Consider the following 16524-nt stretch of genomic DNA (forward strand, 5'->3'; position numbering starts at 1 on the left):
TCGCTGCCCGCGGGCAGCGAACATGTCGTGCTGGGCATGCCGCGCGACTGCATGCGGCCGTCCTACGTCCCGCGCTCACAGTGGGGGAGCGGTCGACAGGCGACCGCAGACCCGGGTCAAGGACAGGCCGTGGCAGATCTGGGACGGCGGGCCACATTCACCCTGGCGCCGGAGCCTGGTCGGCAGCGACGCATACGCTTCCGCCCGGCCGGTCTGGACCATGGGAACACGCCAACAGGCTGGTGGGCGGCGTATGGCAAGGGCGTTGTCAGTGCCCGGGGTTAGGGTTTTGGTCCTCCGGTACGGGGTCGGTTCTGTGACGAGCGGGAGGAGTACATATGAAGCGTGAGCGGGCGACCATGCTGCTGGGCGAGATGCTCGACCGACTGGACCAAGGCGCATGGCCACTCAACCTGGTCGAGGAGGTCTACCTGTTCGGGTCCTACATCCGCGGCGCCCTGGAAGTCGGCGACATCGACGTCGTCGTGCAGCACACCACCGACGAGCGCTGGAAGCAGGAATCCCTCGACGCCCTCTTCAACGGCAGCGACGGCTACGTGACCATGCGTCAGGCATTGCGAGGACGGCGCCGCGGCATCAGCTTCCAGTTCCAGGAACGCAGAACCCTCGAAGAGGAGGGCTTCGAGCTGCTCCTGTTGTGGCGGCGGGGCGAGCCGGTCGCCCTCGCCCGGCAGCGGTTGGACGCGATCACGCCCGACCCGGCCGCCGGCCGCGCGCCCCGGGATCACGTCCTGCCTCCGTACGAGACGATCGCTGATCTGCTCCCGCGACCGGTCCGCATTGACCTGCACCGCCTGTGCGCCGATGGCGTCGCGACGGTTTCGGCGTTCCCTCTGCCCGACGCCCACCCGCGCTCGGTCGTAGCGGCGGCGCACGCGGAAGAGCGCTGGACTTCGAACAGCCCGCTGCGTCGTGCGGCCACCGCCGCGCTCGCCCACCTGGAGAGCACCGGCCAGGTGCTGGACCGAGTAGAGGTGCATGGCCAGTACCTGCACCAGGGGACGACGGACGACGACATCGACTGCTTCGTCGACCTGGGCTGGCGCTACTGGAGACGCGTGAAACGTTACCTGGGCGACGGTCAGGCGTGGTTCGAGGTCCTGCCCGCCACCACCCGGAAGCCCCTGCACGCCCTGCGCATCACCCCCGCCTCCCGGGCATAGCAGGGGCCCGGTTGGTTCAGGGACGTCCCTGGGGCCCAGGGCGGCCGAACAGGTCGCCGAAGGAAAACGTGAACCCGGAGTCGGGGCCACCGGCAGCGCTTCCGCCTCCTTCGGCTTCCCCGGCGAGCCTGGTGATGACAGCATCCCAACAGGAGGGACGGCCGCACTTGCCGTCCGGCCGGTGCTCCACGCCTGCCTGGACCACTGCCGCCCGCACCTGGTCGGCCGGTACCTCGAAGGCGGTCTTCCACCGGGCTGCCGACGCCTTGTGGGCCGCGTCTTCGCGCCTGGCCGAGCTGGCCTCTTCCTCAGCGCGCCGCCTGGCCCGGATGATCGGCCAGTCGGGACCGCCGCCGTACTCGTAGGACATCTGCACTCCTCTCGCACCGTCTTGCTGCCTTCAACCGCCCGCCCCCTTGGAAGACGCGCCCGCCGCACCGGTTGGAGTATGAGAGATCCCGCCCGTCGGACGTCGCTGGAGACGCTCTCCTGGCGTGCCGCACGTTCTCGCCACTCCCATGGGGCGGGCCCGCCGGGAGTGCGCTGAAGGCAGAGCTGGCGCGCAAGCCTCATCTCGGACCTGCAGGACCGGTTGGAACTGCCTCGGCCTTCTGGAAGCCGCGGAGATTCCGCCGCAGGAGCGGTAGCGGGATGGTGGCGCCGAGACGGTCCAGCCCGGTCGATTCGGGTAGCGGTCCGTGCTCGGCAGCCCCGGTACGGCTACTGGGCGGACGACGTTGAACATCCCGACGTCTTCGGATGGCAGCAAACCGATGCTGGTTCATCGGCCATGTAACCCTCGTGCCGTCATCAGGTAGAAGTTTTCGCGGCGTGTGCGACTCCGCCTGGCAGCCTCCCAGAGGCAGGGCGTCACGCGCGGCCGCCCAGGGCCCAGCCGTCCGGTGCGGGGGTCAGTTCGGTGGTGATCATCTCGACGAGCTTCCAGGGCAGACAGGACCGATCGCCGAGGGTCGCCTCCATCTTCTGGCTGGTGTGCGGGGCATGCAGGAGCAGCCGCCGGTAGCGGCCGCGGGCCGGCCGTTCCGCCGCGGCCTCGGCCGCGCGGCGCGGCCGAGGCAGGAGGGGATGGTGGCTGGCCCAGACCCCGGTGCGGGCACGTGGACGCGAGGAGCCGCAAGAGCCAAGCGGTCTTCGCGTGCACGGTCTGCGGACACCGGGACCACGCCGACGTGAACGCGGCCAAGAACCAAAGGGACGCGGGTCGCGTTCCCAGCCTGTGGAGACCTCGGCACCAGCCGGTCCGCGAAGCAGGAACCCGTAAGTCGGCCAACCGGCCGACACCCCTGAGAAGGGGAATCCCCGTCATTCATGACGGGGAGGACGTCAACTCCGGATAGATGCACACGTAGCCATCAGGGCAGTCAATGGCGGCGTGCGTGGTGGCGGGGCGGCGGAGGCCGACGTCGGCATCGTCAGGGGAAGACAGGTCAGGGCTGCGGCGACAGCGGCACGCATCACAGTGCTGATCACATGACAGGGATGGACCATGCGGCCGTACGGCGTGGTGGCATGACGCGAAGTTTCACTCCGAAGGGCGCGCGGCCGTCATCACGCATACAACCCTTGGGTTTCATCGCGAGTCTCCTGATCGGCAACCGTCTCGTGAAGCCGTGGCCGATCTACGGCGAACTTCCGGCGAACGCGGGCGGAATGCCACCCCATTGACTGCGGATACCTGCCAAGGTATCCCCCGCATGCAGCAGGAGAACCCCGCGTGCACAAGCACCTTCGTATCGCCCTCGCGACGGCCGCCGCGGCCTCGCTGACGGGCGGTCTGCTCACGTTACCGGCAGCGATGGCCATCGCAGCGGACTCGACGACGGTCCCCCAGGCCGACTTCAACGGCGACGGCATTGGCGACGTCGCCTTCTCGGCCGCCGGCGCCTATGTGAGCGGCAACAAGACCGCGGGCCAGCTCGTGGTGCTCTACGGCACCTCCACCGGTGTGTCGTCCGCCAAGCGGACGGTGCTCAGCCAGAACAGCGCGGGCGTCCCCGGCACCGCGGAGGCCGGAGATGCCTTCGGTGGTGAGACCGCTTACGGTGACTTCAACAGCGACGGTTACGACGACATCGCCGTGGCCGCGGACGGCGAGGACGTGGGCGGCGACACCGACGGCGGCACCCTTGCCGTGCTGTGGGGCTCGGCCTCGGGTATCACCGGCACCGGTGTCACGATCGCGGACCCGGCCGTCTCGTCGCACGACTTCTGGGGCAAGAACCTGGCCGCGGGCGACTTCGACGGCGACGGGAAGGACGATCTGGCCGTCGGTAACTCCTCCAGCACCGTCTATGTCTACAAGGGCGGCATCAGCACCTCCGGCACCGCCGGCGGCCGCTACACGATCAAGCCCCCGATCCAGTCCGGCGGCAGCGCCCGGGGCCCGATGAACCTCACCGCCGGTGACGTCAACGGCGACAGCCGCACCGACCTCGTGGTCGACGGCTTCGAGACGCAGACCGACTGGGGCTGGAACACCAACTACTACGTGCCGGGCACCGCGCGGGGCCTCAGCACCTCCTCGGCCACAGCCCTCAAGCCCGGCGTGATCACAGCCATCGGCGACGTCAACGGTGACGGCTTCGGCGACATCGTCAGCGGCGCCTACTGGAACAACACGACCGACGACGGCACGACCATCCCGAACTCCGCCCTGGGCGGCAAAGTCAACATCACCTACGGCTCCACCGCGGGCCCCGGTTCGACCACGGGCATCACCCAGAACACCGGCAACGTCCCCGGCGGGTCGGAGAAGAACGACCAGTTCGGCTACGAGCTCGACCTGGGCGACATCAACGGCGACAACTACCAGGACATCGTCATCAGCGCCGCCGGCGAGGACCTCAACGGCGTCGCCGACACCGGCGCGGTCACCGTCCTTTACGGCTCCGCGAGCGGCCTGAACACCAGCTCCGGCGCCCAGTACTTCGCACAGAGCACCGCCGGCGTGCCCGGCGACGACGAGAAGTATGACGGGTTCGGCCTCGACGCCAAGCTCGACGACGTCACCGGCGACGGCAAGGCCGACCTGCTGGTCAGCTCCTGGGAGAACTCCGGCAACGGCGCGGTGACGTACCTGCCCTCCAGCGGAACAAAGATCACCACGACCGGCGCCCGCTCCGTCTCGCCGAGCTCATCGGGCGTCTCCACCACCGGCACGCCGAACTTCGGCGCCAACTTCGCCGACTGACCACCACCCCAACCCTCACCGGGCCCGCTCCCCACCGGGACGCGGGCCCGGTCCGTCATGATCCTTCCTTCTCCTCGGGCTGATCGGTTCCGGTGCGGGAATGTCTGGGGATCGGTGCTGGTTGGACTACTCGCGGGTGCCGGCCGGTGGACAGTGTCCCCGGGCCTCACCTATTGCCCGTGGGGAAGATCGTTCGGCTGAAGCCCCATGGCGCGTTTCGCCGCGAAGGCGACCGCCACCGTCGGCAGCCCGCACCCCACAGTCCGGCGTCGGCCAGGTTCCCCCGTCCTGGCCGACGCCCTCTTCCACGCCTCTCAAGGGCCGGGTCATCAACCGACTTCCGCTCCAGCAGCTGGCAACTGGCACGGCGATCACGGTCGTCCGGTACGGCCCGGTGGCGCTGATTTCGGCCGGACATTGCCCGATATTGACCGTACCTGGCCGGTATCGGCCTTACTGCTTGTCCTGATGTGCCCTGGATAATTTGGCGTCGTCGCCGCGCCGTCGGCGCGGCGCCTCGGCTTGGAGGGGCCCATTCCGCCCTCCTCCGTCTGATTCACCTCGGTTTCTCTCTGTACCTCTCTGTACCTCTCCGCTCCATCGCACCAACGGGAATTCACTGATGGTCATTCACGCTCGTGGAACGGTTCGGCACCTTTTCCGGATCAACCGAAGACATCGTGGGAGACACACGTGAGAAAGCAGAAGTTGGGCAGCAGATCGGCCCGACGGGCGGCCGTGCTGGCGGTCGGCTTACTGATGGTGAGCGGCCTGTCGGCCACATCGGCCGACGCGGCGCCGTCCTCGGCCAACGCCGCGCCCGAACTGGGCGTCCGGTTCTACCCCGACGGAGACGGCCAGTGCGACGGGCCGACGAATCCGCCGGAGCGGTGGGTCACCGCGCCCGACTGGACCTCCACCATCCGCCTGGACACCGACAACCGCGCGGGCGGCTGTCAGCTGGCCTTCGGCATCTACGACCCGTCGAACACTCTCGCGGGCCTGAACGTCACCTACACCTGGATGGTGGAGCCCGGCAGCGACGAGAGCCAGTGCGAGAACGAGGGCACGCACACGATCCCGATCAAGACGTTCAGGACGTTCGGCGACAACATCCGGGTGGACACCGACGGCCGAGCGGGCTGGTGCAACCTCACCTTCGCCCTGTCCGGTCGCTCGGACATTCGGCTCGACGTGCAGTGGTACGGCGATGGCGGACGCGATGCCTCGGGGCAGTGCAAGGGGTACATTCCGCAGGGGGGCTGGGACACGGTCGATGAGACCAAGTCTGTGACGGTGGGCGACGACACGGACGGCCGCGCCGGCGGCTGCTACCTGTCACTCCGCCTGAGCCGCTCGTTCTAGGGGGCCGCGGACGGCCCGGGGTGCATGGGGGTCTGCCCCCGGGCCGTATGGAGTTCGCTGCCGGGTAGGGCGGTCATCGGTTCATTGGTGTGGAGGCCTTCTACCTCGACGACGACCAGCACACCGTGGTTGAAACCCTCACCGCCGTCATCAACGTCCGCCAGCCCCGCGAGATCTCCGACTACGCACGGGCGTTCACCGGCCTGGCGAAGCTGGCCGTGCACGGCGATGCCGCCCGCGCCCTGATCCGGTCCGCGGTTGACACTGAATCCGCGCAATCATCCGCAATTTCACTGAGACCCCTCCAGCGGGCCTCCGTAGCGTCGAAGGACACCGACGCCACCACCAGCAGCGGAAGAGGCGGCCCGTGCGCACGCGCACGAGCAACACCGCCGACGCTGCACCGGATGGTCACGGCCTTCAGACCCAGGACGACAAGGCGAGCAGTGACGATCACGCACCGAAGACGCCGGTGACCAACACGCATACGGTCCTGTACGACCCTACGGGATGATCGAGGCGGAACTCCCCTTCGACCGCGCCCCCACGAGACACTCGCCATGGCCATGCTCGCGTGGAGGGACCCGCGCCTCGCACCGCGCGACTACGAGCAGATCGCACTGCAGCTGACCGGGCACGCCCGCGCGGTCGCCGCAGACTCCAGCACCAGGCCCACCGACTGCCGGAAGACGATGGCCGGCGGGCGCTTACAGGTCGTCCTCGCCGAGGCCGAGCAGTTGCTGTCCGTCCCGCTGGAGGGAACCGCCGCGTGCGTCCAGGGCCTTGCCCGGATGGTGCGCGGTCTGTACGAGCGACTCGATCGCCTGACAGAAGCCTCCCCGGCCTCCGCCTGAACTGTGCCGTACACCCGGGCATGAGCAGGGTCCCCAGGTGCGCGGCCCAGCACGATTCCAGCTCACCGGTCCGGGCGGCACGCGATCCGACTCGAATACGACACCGTTGTCGACGCGCCTGCGCCCCGATCCGGGCCATCGCCCCCTGCCGGGCGGGACGAAGCTGCCCCTGTCACCTCAGCTTGTCGTTTAACGTTCGACGGCCGGCACCGGCATCTTGAGCGTCCGTGCGACCATCACTGTCGTTCGGCAGCGAACACCAGGTTGTGGACCATGAAGTGGAGTTGCCCGTCGTCCATGGACTCCGTCCACAACCCCTCAGCGTCGAGCACGGAGGCCGCGGCCATCCGTGCCTCTGCGACGAGTTCGGGGTGGTAGTTGAAGCCCGGCCAAGGGAGGACGGGGTAGTCGTTCTCCTCGCCGAACTGCCGCACCCGCTCGATGTCGCCCAGGACGGCGTGCGGTAGTGACTCGTTCGCCCAAGACCACAACCAGGTCTGTTGGGCAAGGCTGACGCTGCCGATCATCGTGAGTCGGCCGGTGAGGAACACCTCTCCGTCGCGCGACCATGTGATCTGCGCGTCGTCCATCGACCAGTCGTACTGCACGTCCCCTGACAAGCCGAAGCGCTCGACCATGAGGGCCTGCCGCGAGCGGGCACGCTCCCGAGCTGCGAGCACGACCGCCTCCCAGCCGGAGTGGTCATGCTTCGAGCCGTCGTCCACCTTGCCTCCTCATACAAAACTGTCGGCAAGATCCTCCCATCCCGGCTTCTGGCAGGACTTCCGGGCTCGGACGGAAGATCTGCCTGTCGCTCATCCTGTTCGTCGGGGCTTGGTTCCCTTCTGGTGATGCGCAGGCGGGGCGTATGCCTCGCCGGTGGCGAGGACTCTGCCGACGTCGTGGCGGGTGGCTAGGCGACGGTTCTTCGAACCTGGCGGTCGTCCTGGCCCGGGGTGTGCTGGTGGATGTGGGACGGCTGGCCGGACAGCGGCGAGACCGAGCGGCGCCTGGCCTACACCCCGCATGGCAAGACCGCCGAGGAGGTGCTGCGCCGCTGGTGGCGCGGGTGACGGCGGACACCGGTGCGCGGCCCACATGTGCCCGTTCACCTGATGTCCATTCACACGCCACTCCACCACAACCCTCCGCCTCGCTTGGGTGTCAAAGCCACGGAAGCCCGACCCCGCACCTCTGGGAGAGCCCGTGCACATACGAACCCTGGCCGTGACCGCCACCGCGGTGGCACTGGCCGCCGTCCTCACCCCCTCGGGCCCGACCGAGGACACGGCCGCCGCGGCACCCTCGGCTCTCAAGGGTGACTTCAACGGCGACGGCTACGGCGACCTGGCCGTCACCGCGCCCGGCGAACAGCTGAAGGACACCGGCGACGACCACGAGGGCACCGCCACTGCCGTATGGGGCTCGGCGTCCGGCTTCAGCAGCGCGCTCACCGCGGCCAAGGGCCGGGCCGACTGACGACTCGGCAGACTGCTCACCGTCGGCGACTTCGACCACGACGGCCACCAGGACCTCGCCGTGACCACCGAGGGCAACGGGGACGGCGGCACAGACGCGGCTGCGCTGCACCTTCGTGAGGTGGCGAGCCGGTCCGGGCGTGATGTGCGCAAGATCCTCGAAGAGGTGTGTCGCGGTGTGTGCGGGCTGTGAACCGGTGCTGCTCACTGCTCGTACGCGGATGCTGGACGGCAAGAACATCGCCGACATGGCTGTCGCGTCCGGCGCCGCCGCTGTGGCCGCTGCCCGCGCCCGCCTGATGTGAGCCCGCCGGGCCGCTGCTGCCCGTTTCGAGGAGGGGGAGGAGGAGCAGTGACCGACAACCAGCGCGTCTACCTGCACGCGGGGCTCGAGGGTCAAGGCAACCAGCCGCTGGTACGTCCGAAGGCGAGGACCGGCGGCCGGACCCGACGGCGCTACCAGGTCGCTATCGAGGCCCTGGTGAGCACAACGGCCGACCCTGCTCACGTCGCAGATCTGCTCCCAGGCCAGCGGCGCATCTGCGACCTGTGCCGGGAGGTCAAGTCGGTGGCCGAGGTGTCGGCGCTCCTGTCGATTCCGCTCGGAGCCACCCGCCTCCTCGTCGCCGAACTCGCTGCGGCTGGCCTGGTGGCCGTACACCAGGCGGGCGACGGCAACCCCAGCGGCCCACCAGAGGCGACGCTACTCGAACGAGTGCTCAACGGGCTCCGCAACGACGAAGCAGTGGAGCGGTGGCTCGCGGATGGCTGCCAAGCGGTGGTCGACGACCTCGGCCATGCCCTGGACACTGAGGCAGGCCTTCGTGAGGTGCTGCTTCAGCACCACCACGACGCCGCCGTTGACAGTCTCGATGATGTTCTGGACGTCGAGGCCGGCCTGCGCGAGGCCTTGGGAGTTCAAGCCGATCTCGACACCTGAGAGACCTGACCCGGTCAGCAGCGGTCCGTGAGGTGAAGGCCGTCTGGGACGTGGTGCGTCAGCTCCACGTCTACCGCCGTCTGCCGGTGGAGCGGCATCTGGGTGGGCGGTGGTTGACGGTGGAGCCGGCTGCTGTGGGTTGCCGTGGTGGTGAGGCGCGTGGCGCAGCATTCGCACGGCGCCGTCAGGTCTCGCAGCGGGCGCGCATCACGTCGGCCCACTGCTGGGGCGACGCTCTCACAGCCGGCGCAGCGGTACCCGGCGATCCAGACACGGGCCGGGTAGTCCTGCTGGGCGGAGGGGCGGGTGCGGTCGTACTCGATCCGGAGCGGTCGGCGAGACAGCGGGCAGAGGCCGTCTCCGAAGAGCGGTTCGTGGTTCATTCGGCGGACTGTGCACATGGCGGCGGCTTACCGTCGCGGGCTGGCGGGTCGGCCCGCCGGGCGGGCGCTCCAGGCCGCCGAACCACAGCTCCGCGAGGGCCGCACTGTTCGCTGCGCTGGCCGCCCCTCCCGCCCTGGCCGCCGTCGCTCTGGGCTCAGCGTGGTCCCGCGCCAGCGCCACCCCTGCTCCGGGCCCTTTTCGTCGCCCGCAGGAGGGAAACACGGAGCAGCTGATTGACGGACAGCGAGCCAACCGGTAGCAGCCTGCCGCCCCGGGGCCGACCGCAGGACGGCCTGTGACCAGCGTCGATGCTGCTACGGCCGCTCCAGCCGTCGGGGCGGCGGGGATCACCGGCGCACTGCGTGCCCTGTCAGACCCGCTCCGTACGGTTCTGCCGCCAGCGCGCCACACACGTGACGCGCTACCGCATCGAGCAAGGAAAGAGATCACTGTGGATGAGTCGACCATCACCGTGGACAACCTGCCGGACTTCATCAAGCAATGGGCCGCAGACCACGACATGTTCCTGCTGCCCCCGTTGTCGGCGTCGGACAGCCAGCACGCAGTGCAGCTTGATGCGCAGGACTTGGGCATCGAAGCCTTCTGCCACCTGGCATCCACTCTCGGAGCACGTGTCCTCTACCAGGACATCGACCGCTTCGACGTTGACGAACACGTCGACTGCTACACCGCTGCCGACAAGCACACCGACAGCGAGAAGCAGGAAGACAAGCCCTCGGACGACGCTGTCCAGCAGGCCCTGACTGACATCCAGACCAAGGCCCGCCCACACGACGGCAAGACCGCCCGCGTCGAAGTGAGTTTCGTGCACGACGCCGTCGCCCACACTTGGGAAGCAGTAGCCCCCTGGTACACCGCATTAGTCGCCGAGTGTGACGACGTCCACGCGCTGCAATGCACCGCCCGACAGGAACAGTACGAGGACCACTACCAGGCCAGGGAGGCAGAGCGGCAGGCAGACGAAGAGCAGCAGGTAATCATGGCCGCGCACCTGGCTGAACGCCCCGATTTCCGCTCGGCCAAGAACGCAGGAGCACGCCGCGAGATTGCGGAACGCGTCTTCCCCGAGCCGCAGGACAGCGAAGGTTACCGTCACTCTTTCCGGCTCAACCGTGCTGTCGCGACCGCCCACGCCGCTGTCCAGGCAGCTGTCCGGGCTGTCTACGCGGATTATGAGTGTCGCCTCGATGAGCTGGCCGAGGAACTGCTGGCCAGCGGGAAGCTTGATCAGGCAACGGGTGCAGGGCCTCGCAGGATCCTGGCAGCCGACTTCCTCACTGAGCGCTCTGGGGGATACCCGCCCCCCGGCCGCACATTGACGCTCTTGCTCGCCCGGCCACAGCTGAAGCCGGGCAAGACCCCGTCCTCCAGCGCTCTCTCATTGCCGCTGACCTGAGACAGGGAGCAGCTCGCGATGGCCGCCGCCGGGAAGCGCAGCTTTGTGGACCGGCGGCGCCCACAGCCGTCGGCGGCCGTGGTCTGTCGGGCTGGTCTGCATGTATGCGCGCATACGGCGCCTCGGATACGCGCCGGACGTGGGTGCGGCGGCATCGATGAGGGCACCGGGACCTCCCGGGGGCGAGCGCCATCTTCATGAAGCAGGTCGGCTCGTCCCGGATGCGTGAAGCATAGATCGCGGGACCCAGCCGTTCGGTGACGAGGCAGCAGGGTGCCTGCTGGCTAGCGGCATTCAGCTCAGATGTGGAGGGGAGGTCCCCGGGCCCGTCGTGTCCGCGATCCGCGGACGACCCGGCCCGGGAGGCGCCGTCCACGGTCAGGGCGAGTCGGCACCCGGCAGATGTGCCGAGCGGCGGATGCGAGGGTGTCGCGGCGGCCCCTGTCTGATCCGAGCCATTTGCTCGCGGTGACGGAGCAGTCCCGAGTGACGGGACTACGAGGTGAGATCAGACATGCGCAGTGGTTCCCGCCGTTGGCGCCTGATGCTCGAAGTCGTCCCCGACTGCATTTCCGAGGACCAAGAAGCCGTCCGTCTGGCCCCGCTGTGCGAGGAGATCGGCGCCCCCCGACTACGGGCTGGCCGTCCGCCGCTTACGCGCTGGTGACTGCCGTGCCCTGCCCGGCATCGTCCTCTGCCCCCTGTCGGGTTCCAGGCTCGTCGGCCTGTGCCCGGGATGACGATCATCACTTTGAGGCGGCGCTATCAGATCATGCAAATGAGCGCCTAATGTATGCCTAAGTAATTTCCATTCTATGCCTAGATGGATGTACCCTTGAGGTATGAGTGGTGAGCAATTCGACCGTGTGGAGGCGTTGCTGGAGGAGGCGCGGCTGACGGCACGTATGCCGAAGCCGGCCGAGCGTCTGCGTCTGCGGCAGGCCGCCGGTCTCTCCCGTGCCCAGGTGGCGGCGGCGGTGGGTGTCGGTCGGCAGACGGTCGCCAACTGGGAAGACGGCACCACCGATCCGCAGCCGCCGGGGCGCTTTAAGTACCTGCGGCTGCTGGAGGGCCTGGCCCAGATCCATCCCGCCGCCGCCCCGGCCCAAGGACCCACCGAGACGGCCGCCCCGAGCGGCGCCCCGGTCGCAGGATCCGCCGTGCCTGAGACCGCGTGGGGCCCCAACGGGCTAGCCGTACAGGGCGAGCCCGCCCCCTGCCTCCGCTGCGGCGTCACGACGCCCTACAAGGCCACCGACGGCCGTTCCCTGCACCCCGGCGCCATGTGCCAGTCCCCAGCCGCCGTGGCGCCGCTCCAGGCCGCCGCCGTGCCCGTGCCCGCCCCGGTCAGCGCACCCTCACCGGCACCCTCACCGGGTCCCGCGCCGGTTCCCTCGCGGCCACAGCGCCGGGCGAAGTCCGCGGCCCGCGCCCAGGCGGAGACCGCCGGCCTCATCGGCCAAGCCGTGCACGAAGAACTGGAACGCGCTCAAGGCGACGCCGACGCCGCCATGAAGGCCCTGGTCAAGCGCGCCATCCCGGATGTCATGCGCCTGTTCGGGGAGACCCGGGCCACCGCCCGCTACACCTACACCGCCTACCCGGCCCTGCCCGACATCCTCACGAAGCCCTCGAAGAGGGAGCCGGACCAGATCTGGGAAGCCCGCCCCAACTTCCACCACCCCCGCTACTCCCTCAAGAACCCCGGGAGCATCGCGGTCACCGCCCTGGACGTCAACGCCGCCTACCTCTCCGCCCTCAAGACCTGGCTCCCGATCGGAAAACTGGAACACTCCACCGGTATGGACGGCATCGACCCCAAACGCTCCGGAGTCCACCTGATCACCCCCTCACCCTGGCACCACCCTCACCTCCCCGACCCCCTCGGCGACCGCGACCAGCCCGGCCCCGTATGGGTCACCAACGCCACCCTGCGCCTCCTGTTGCGCCTCGCCACGCCGAAATACGGGCTCCTCGATCCGCCGGTGGTGCACGAATCGTGGACGTCCGGCGCGACCGAGAATTTCCTGGACGCCCTGCGGAAGACGCTCACCGCCGCACGGGAGACGGCCATCGCCGAGGACGACACCATCACCCTTGAATACATCAAGGCGATGTATTCAAAGTTCATCTCTACGATGGGCGAATCAATCCACAACCGCGAAATCATGCGCCCGGACTGGATGCACATCATCCACAGTCAGGCGTACGCCAACCTCTGGGGCAAGGCATACAAGGCGCACCAGGCCGGTCTGGACGTCATCGCCATGATGGGCACCGACGAACTGCACGTCGCAGGCGACTGGCGGCAGGTCTTCCCCGAGGGACGGGGTGTCGCCCAGATGAAGATCAAGCACAGCGATGCCAAGGCGTCCGGTGAGTACACCATCGGCACGGCGGCCCGCTGATGGCCGGCACCAGCGGCCGGTGGAGGGACCTGGGCGCCTTCCGCGCCCGGGGCGTCCACGGGGGAGTGGCCCTGGCCGAAGGCATCGACCGGATGGTCACCGGCATCGAGTCCCCCGTCGACTCCGAGCGGGGCCTGGCCGCCCGCCTGCGCTACCTCACCGCCAGCGACGCCGGGTACGAGGCCATGGACCGCGCGGGCATCCACGTCAGACCCCGCACCCTCATCGCCTGGCTGGCCGGGGAACAGACCCCCAGCAAGGCCAACCTCGCCCGCCTGGACGCCGCCTACTGGGACCTGCGCCGCTGCAATGTAGTCGCCGGCCTCAAGCGCCGGCTCAACAACCGCGGCCGCGGAACCCGCATCGAGATCGACCCCGTCGACCAGTCCCGCGTCCAGCACAGACACCAGCGCGACCTGCAGACCCGCAACATCAACGTACGCGGCGCCGTATGGGACCGCGCCGTCGACGCCTGGATCGCCCACGACACGCAGGAACTCGAAGCCATCTGGGACGACATCATCCAAAGCACCCTCGGCACCGACTGGGACGCCTACACCCACGTCTCCTCTATCGGCTGGGCCGCCTGAAAGCACCCGTATCGCGAGAATCCCTATGGGCCCGGCAGTTTTTGCACGGATCAGAGCCACTCCTTGAGCGGGAAACCGGTCTTGAGCTCTCGCAGCGAAGCGTTGTCGTCGAAGGTTGGTCACCGCTGGGACCTTCATGGAACACGCGGCCGGCCGTCCCCGATGTCACGTACAGAGAGCGGCTTCGCGGTCCTGTCAGGCGCGGTCCGTCAGGTCCTCTGCGAACACCTGTGACAGAGGCTGCGGTCCCACGTACTGCTGGCAGTTGCACTGGCCGGCCTCGTAACGCAGCGGCTTCTTCTTCTCATCCCAGGCTGTTGGCACCTCGACGCGTTCGTGGCACCGGCCCTGTTTGTCGTGCTTGGCGAGATGGTGCGTGCATCCGCACACTGGTTCCGGTGGCTTGTGCGCCGCTTCGATGGCCAGACGTTCCTGCCTCGCCGCTTCCAGCAGCTGCAACTTGCGCTCATGCCGATTGCGCAGTGCAGTGCGGACGTTGTCGGCTGCCCATGCGAAGCCACCCGTCCAGAAGACGATGAGAACCCACCAGAACCAGTCCATCAGCTGCCCCTTCCCCCTGTGCTGCTGCGGGCCAGCATAGATGGCTCATCCGAAGCGCCTTCGTCTTTGCAGGCCTCAGGCACAGCTTCTGAGTAAGCGCATGGCGGCGGGCGTTGTGCACGTAAACCGCCGCCCGTGTCCCGAGCTCCTCGGCGAAGATCGGATCGTCGTGGTCGAAGCCGTCGGGACGCTGATGGCGTACGAAGGTCGCCACCCCCGGAATGGCCCCGCGGGCGCTCAGCGGAATCGCACGCCCGGATACCGGGCTGGGTCTCGGCCGGAAGCGGGCGGGCGGCGATACCTGCGGGGCGGCCCTCTCTCTCCTCTGGCGCCCACACCGTTTCGGGATAGTCCGTAAGAACGGACTTGGCGGGCGACACGGCGCAGTGCGACCGGATCCGGGAGCGGCTCGGTTGAGGGTTCCCCGCCCCGCAGGACGGCATCGGACAGCTCCAGTGACGGTGTCGGCGAACCGGGGGACGGCGGCCTCGGCCGGCTCGCGGGCGGTGCATACCGCGTCCAGGGTGCTGCCGATGCGCTGGCCGGCCGTGCCCCGGGAGGATGATTCGGTCCCGGTCGGTCATGAGTCGCTTCCAGCGTTCCTCCTGATCCAGGCGGACGGACCTGGCCGGCCACGAGGCTGACACCGGAGGATGGCGCCACCGCCGTGGTGACGGCGAGGCGACCGCCTGGCGAGACCCCATCGATCACGAGGCCGTAGACAGCGGCGGCCGCGAGCGGTCCGGGCTTTGACCACCAGGCCGCAGCGGCAGCAGCGCGGCGGCCACCAGGGGCGCGAGCAGCGAGTAGCGAGTAGTAGCCCGCCCGCCGCACGAGGCTGCCGCCCGCGGTCTCGAGCTTTGGGGCGGAGGCCAGCCCGATGCAGACGATGAACAGGGCGCACATCTGTCAAGTCGACGGATAGTCAGGGAGATGCCTCCTCCCACGAGGCCCGATGCGATGGTGGGGGAGGGACGGTCCGGGCTCCTGGCCCTCGTCCGGCCAAAGGGGGCCGCCGGATGGCGACCATGGCGAGATCGTCATCAGGCCGGCCACCGGTGTAGATCTGCAGGTCATGGAGGATGTGCCGCACGAGGTGTTGGGGGTTGTCTCCGGCCCAGGGGACGGCCCGGTCGCCGATCGGGTAAAAGGCGCCGGCGGAGCTGCGGGCCTCGATCGCGCCGTCGGTGCAGAGCAGCAGGGTGTCTGCGGCGTGGAACGGGAAGGAGTGCAGCTGGTAGGCGTCGGGAATGAGGCCGGCCAGGCCGGGGGGCGGTGCGGGACGGTCTGTGTGCAGGGCGGTCACCCGGTGGGCGTGTGCCAGCAGGGGCGGAGGGTGGCCGCAGCTGATCATCCCGATCGTACCGATCTCGTCGGGTATCTCGACGATGAGGGCAGTAATGAAGTGTTCACCGGCCTCTTGGCCGGTCTCGGCGATCTGGGTCAGGTGTCTGCGGACGCTGTCCTCCAACGAGGGGGCCGGCTCAGGCAGGGTGGTGCGCCGGTGGGCGGCTTCCCGGAAGGCGCCGAGTACTGCGGAGGCGTCGTCGATCGCGGGCAGGCCCTTGCCCCGGACGTCGCCGATCAGAAAGCGGGTCGCGCTGCTGGTACGGACGTATCTCTCGGCCGCCCGGTACGCCGGGGCAACCTCCAGCGGGCCCATCCGGTCCGGTAGGGGGCGCAGCAGGACCCGCTGAGCGGTCTCGGAGACTGCTCGTACCTGGGCCGGCTCTCTGGGATCGCGGTCGCGCAAGGTTCGGAAGGCGATGACGAAGCCCGAGACCACAAGGAGTGCGACGACGTGCACCAGCAGGACCGGCGAGTGCAGCAAGCCGTCGTGAATGTCGACGACGGCCCCGACTGCGCCGGCCGGGATGGCAACGCCTGCGGTGTACGGGGCGCCCGCGAACGCGGCCACGGAGGTGGGGGCGGCGACCAGGAGAGGGGCGAGACGGACATGGGGGCACAGATGCCGGCCGGGGTTATCGCCACGGTCAGTGCGGCCGCTGTCGCCGGCGCCGTGCAGTTACCTGCCGGCCACGGCCGACGGCCGGGCGTGCCGGGGTCCCGCGGATGTCGGGGACGCAGGCCGCCGGCAGTGCCGGTACCGGCTTCCCCGGCGCTGCTCTTGA

At 68.9% G+C, this 16524-nt stretch carries 14 protein-coding genes and 2 pseudogenes; 12 read left to right on the forward strand and 4 right to left on the reverse strand.

All coding sequences use genetic code 11. From position 1 onward, the window contains the following. The first annotated feature begins 338 nt into the window (after nt 1-338). Nucleotides 339-1184 carry a nucleotidyltransferase family protein gene (locus CCN51_RS03910; RefSeq protein ID WP_086859250.1) on the forward strand — a complete coding sequence of 282 codons (846 nt, stop codon included), beginning with the start codon at nt 339-341 and terminating at the stop codon, nt 1182-1184. 16 nt (nt 1185-1200) lie between these two features. Here the strand turns inward: CCN51_RS03910 and CCN51_RS03915 are convergent, their stop codons facing one another. Then, the gene (locus CCN51_RS03915) at nt 1201-1554 is read right to left on the reverse strand and encodes a hypothetical protein (protein WP_014172602.1); all 354 of its coding nucleotides are present in this window, start codon (nt 1552-1554) and stop codon (nt 1201-1203) included. A gap of 748 nt (nt 1555-2302) precedes the next feature. Between CCN51_RS03915 and CCN51_RS03920 the strand changes: the two genes are divergently transcribed. The 5 genes and pseudogenes from CCN51_RS03920 to CCN51_RS03940 all read left to right on the forward strand — a co-directional run bounded on the left by CCN51_RS03920 (nt 2303) and on the right by CCN51_RS03940 (nt 6614). After that, the gene (locus CCN51_RS03920; RefSeq protein ID WP_238545230.1) at nt 2303-2542 is read left to right on the forward strand and encodes a hypothetical protein; all 240 of its coding nucleotides are present in this window, start codon (nt 2303-2305) and stop codon (nt 2540-2542) included. A 377-nt stretch (nt 2543-2919) separates the two neighbouring features. Next, nucleotides 2920-4395 (forward strand): integrin alpha, encoded by a 1476-nt coding sequence (locus CCN51_RS03925; protein ID WP_014174078.1) that lies wholly within the window; start codon nt 2920-2922, stop codon nt 4393-4395. Nucleotides 4396-5088: 693 nt separating this feature from the next. Further along, the gene (locus CCN51_RS03930) at nt 5089-5760 is read left to right on the forward strand and encodes a hypothetical protein (protein ID WP_238545302.1); all 672 of its coding nucleotides are present in this window, start codon (nt 5089-5091) and stop codon (nt 5758-5760) included. A gap of 89 nt (nt 5761-5849) precedes the next feature. Beyond that, nucleotides 5850-6023 (forward strand): annotated as a pseudogene (locus CCN51_RS03935) (transcriptional regulator); the annotation flags it as partial. A 303-nt stretch (nt 6024-6326) separates the two neighbouring features. After that, entirely contained in the window at nt 6327-6614 is a 288-nt protein-coding gene (locus tag CCN51_RS03940) for a restriction endonuclease (RefSeq protein ID WP_238545303.1), read from the forward strand. A 236-nt stretch (nt 6615-6850) separates the two neighbouring features. On the opposite strand, the gene CCN51_RS03945 is transcribed toward CCN51_RS03940, so the two are convergent. After that, nucleotides 6851-7339 carry a DUF6882 domain-containing protein gene (locus tag CCN51_RS03945; protein ID WP_014174082.1) on the reverse strand — a complete coding sequence of 163 codons (489 nt, stop codon included), beginning with the start codon at nt 7337-7339 and terminating at the stop codon, nt 6851-6853. A 481-nt stretch (nt 7340-7820) separates the two neighbouring features. Between CCN51_RS03945 and CCN51_RS03955 the strand changes: the two genes are divergently transcribed. The 6 genes and pseudogenes from CCN51_RS03955 to CCN51_RS03985 all read left to right on the forward strand — a co-directional run bounded on the left by CCN51_RS03955 (nt 7821) and on the right by CCN51_RS03985 (nt 13831). Continuing rightward, nucleotides 7821-8093, forward strand: a complete 273-nt coding sequence (locus tag CCN51_RS03955; protein ID WP_014174084.1) for an FG-GAP repeat protein — start codon at nt 7821-7823, stop codon at nt 8091-8093. A 12-nt stretch (nt 8094-8105) separates the two neighbouring features. Continuing rightward, a complete protein-coding gene (locus CCN51_RS59130) occupies nt 8106-8285 on the forward strand; it encodes an FG-GAP repeat protein (RefSeq protein ID WP_078610342.1) in 180 nt (59 codons plus the stop codon). Between the two features lie 159 nt (nt 8286-8444). Further along, a pseudogene (locus tag CCN51_RS59560) lies at nt 8445-8825 on the forward strand (DUF742 domain-containing protein); the annotation flags it as partial. Nucleotides 8826-9867: 1042 nt separating this feature from the next. Beyond that, the gene (locus CCN51_RS03975) at nt 9868-10833 is read left to right on the forward strand and encodes a hypothetical protein (RefSeq protein ID WP_014174088.1); all 966 of its coding nucleotides are present in this window, start codon (nt 9868-9870) and stop codon (nt 10831-10833) included. An 842-nt stretch (nt 10834-11675) separates the two neighbouring features. Then, nucleotides 11676-13241: a helix-turn-helix transcriptional regulator gene (locus CCN51_RS03980; protein ID WP_043486228.1), complete on the forward strand. Its 1566-nt coding sequence runs from the start codon at nt 11676-11678 to the stop codon at nt 13239-13241. Beyond that, entirely contained in the window at nt 13241-13831 is a 591-nt protein-coding gene (locus CCN51_RS03985; RefSeq protein ID WP_014174090.1) for a hypothetical protein, read from the forward strand. The genes CCN51_RS03980 and CCN51_RS03985 overlap by 1 nt, the downstream gene beginning before the upstream one ends. A gap of 195 nt (nt 13832-14026) precedes the next feature. On the opposite strand, the gene CCN51_RS03990 is transcribed toward CCN51_RS03985, so the two are convergent. Both CCN51_RS03990 and CCN51_RS03995 read right to left on the reverse strand, forming a co-directional pair. Then, nucleotides 14027-14392, reverse strand: a complete 366-nt coding sequence (locus tag CCN51_RS03990; RefSeq protein WP_014174091.1) for a hypothetical protein — start codon at nt 14390-14392, stop codon at nt 14027-14029. Nucleotides 14393-15317: 925 nt separating this feature from the next. Next, nucleotides 15318-16310 carry a PP2C family protein-serine/threonine phosphatase gene (locus CCN51_RS03995; RefSeq protein ID WP_014174092.1) on the reverse strand — a complete coding sequence of 331 codons (993 nt, stop codon included), beginning with the start codon at nt 16308-16310 and terminating at the stop codon, nt 15318-15320. Between the last annotated feature and the right edge of the window lie 214 nt (nt 16311-16524).

It is taken from the genome of Streptomyces milbemycinicus (genome assembly GCF_002154605.1).
In the GTDB taxonomy this organism is placed as follows: domain Bacteria; phylum Actinomycetota; class Actinomycetes; order Streptomycetales; family Streptomycetaceae; genus Streptomyces; species Streptomyces milbemycinicus.

Excerpts from the sequence above, each read along its gene's own strand:
- CCN51_RS03910 (WP_086859250.1), top strand. The coding sequence starts at position 339 with ATGAAGCGTGAGCGGGCGACCATGCTGCTGGGCGAGATGCTCGACCGA.
- CCN51_RS03915 (WP_014172602.1), bottom strand. The coding sequence starts at position 1,554 with ATGTCCTACGAGTACGGCGGCGGTCCCGACTGGCCGATCATCCGGGCC.
- CCN51_RS03940 (WP_238545303.1), top strand. The coding sequence starts at position 6,327 with ATGCTCGCGTGGAGGGACCCGCGCCTCGCACCGCGCGACTACGAGCAG.
- CCN51_RS03980 (WP_043486228.1), top strand. The coding sequence starts at position 11,676 with ATGAGTGGTGAGCAATTCGACCGTGTGGAGGCGTTGCTGGAGGAGGCG.
- CCN51_RS03985 (WP_014174090.1), top strand. The coding sequence starts at position 13,241 with ATGGCCGGCACCAGCGGCCGGTGGAGGGACCTGGGCGCCTTCCGCGCC.
- CCN51_RS03990 (WP_014174091.1), bottom strand. The coding sequence starts at position 14,392 with ATGGACTGGTTCTGGTGGGTTCTCATCGTCTTCTGGACGGGTGGCTTC.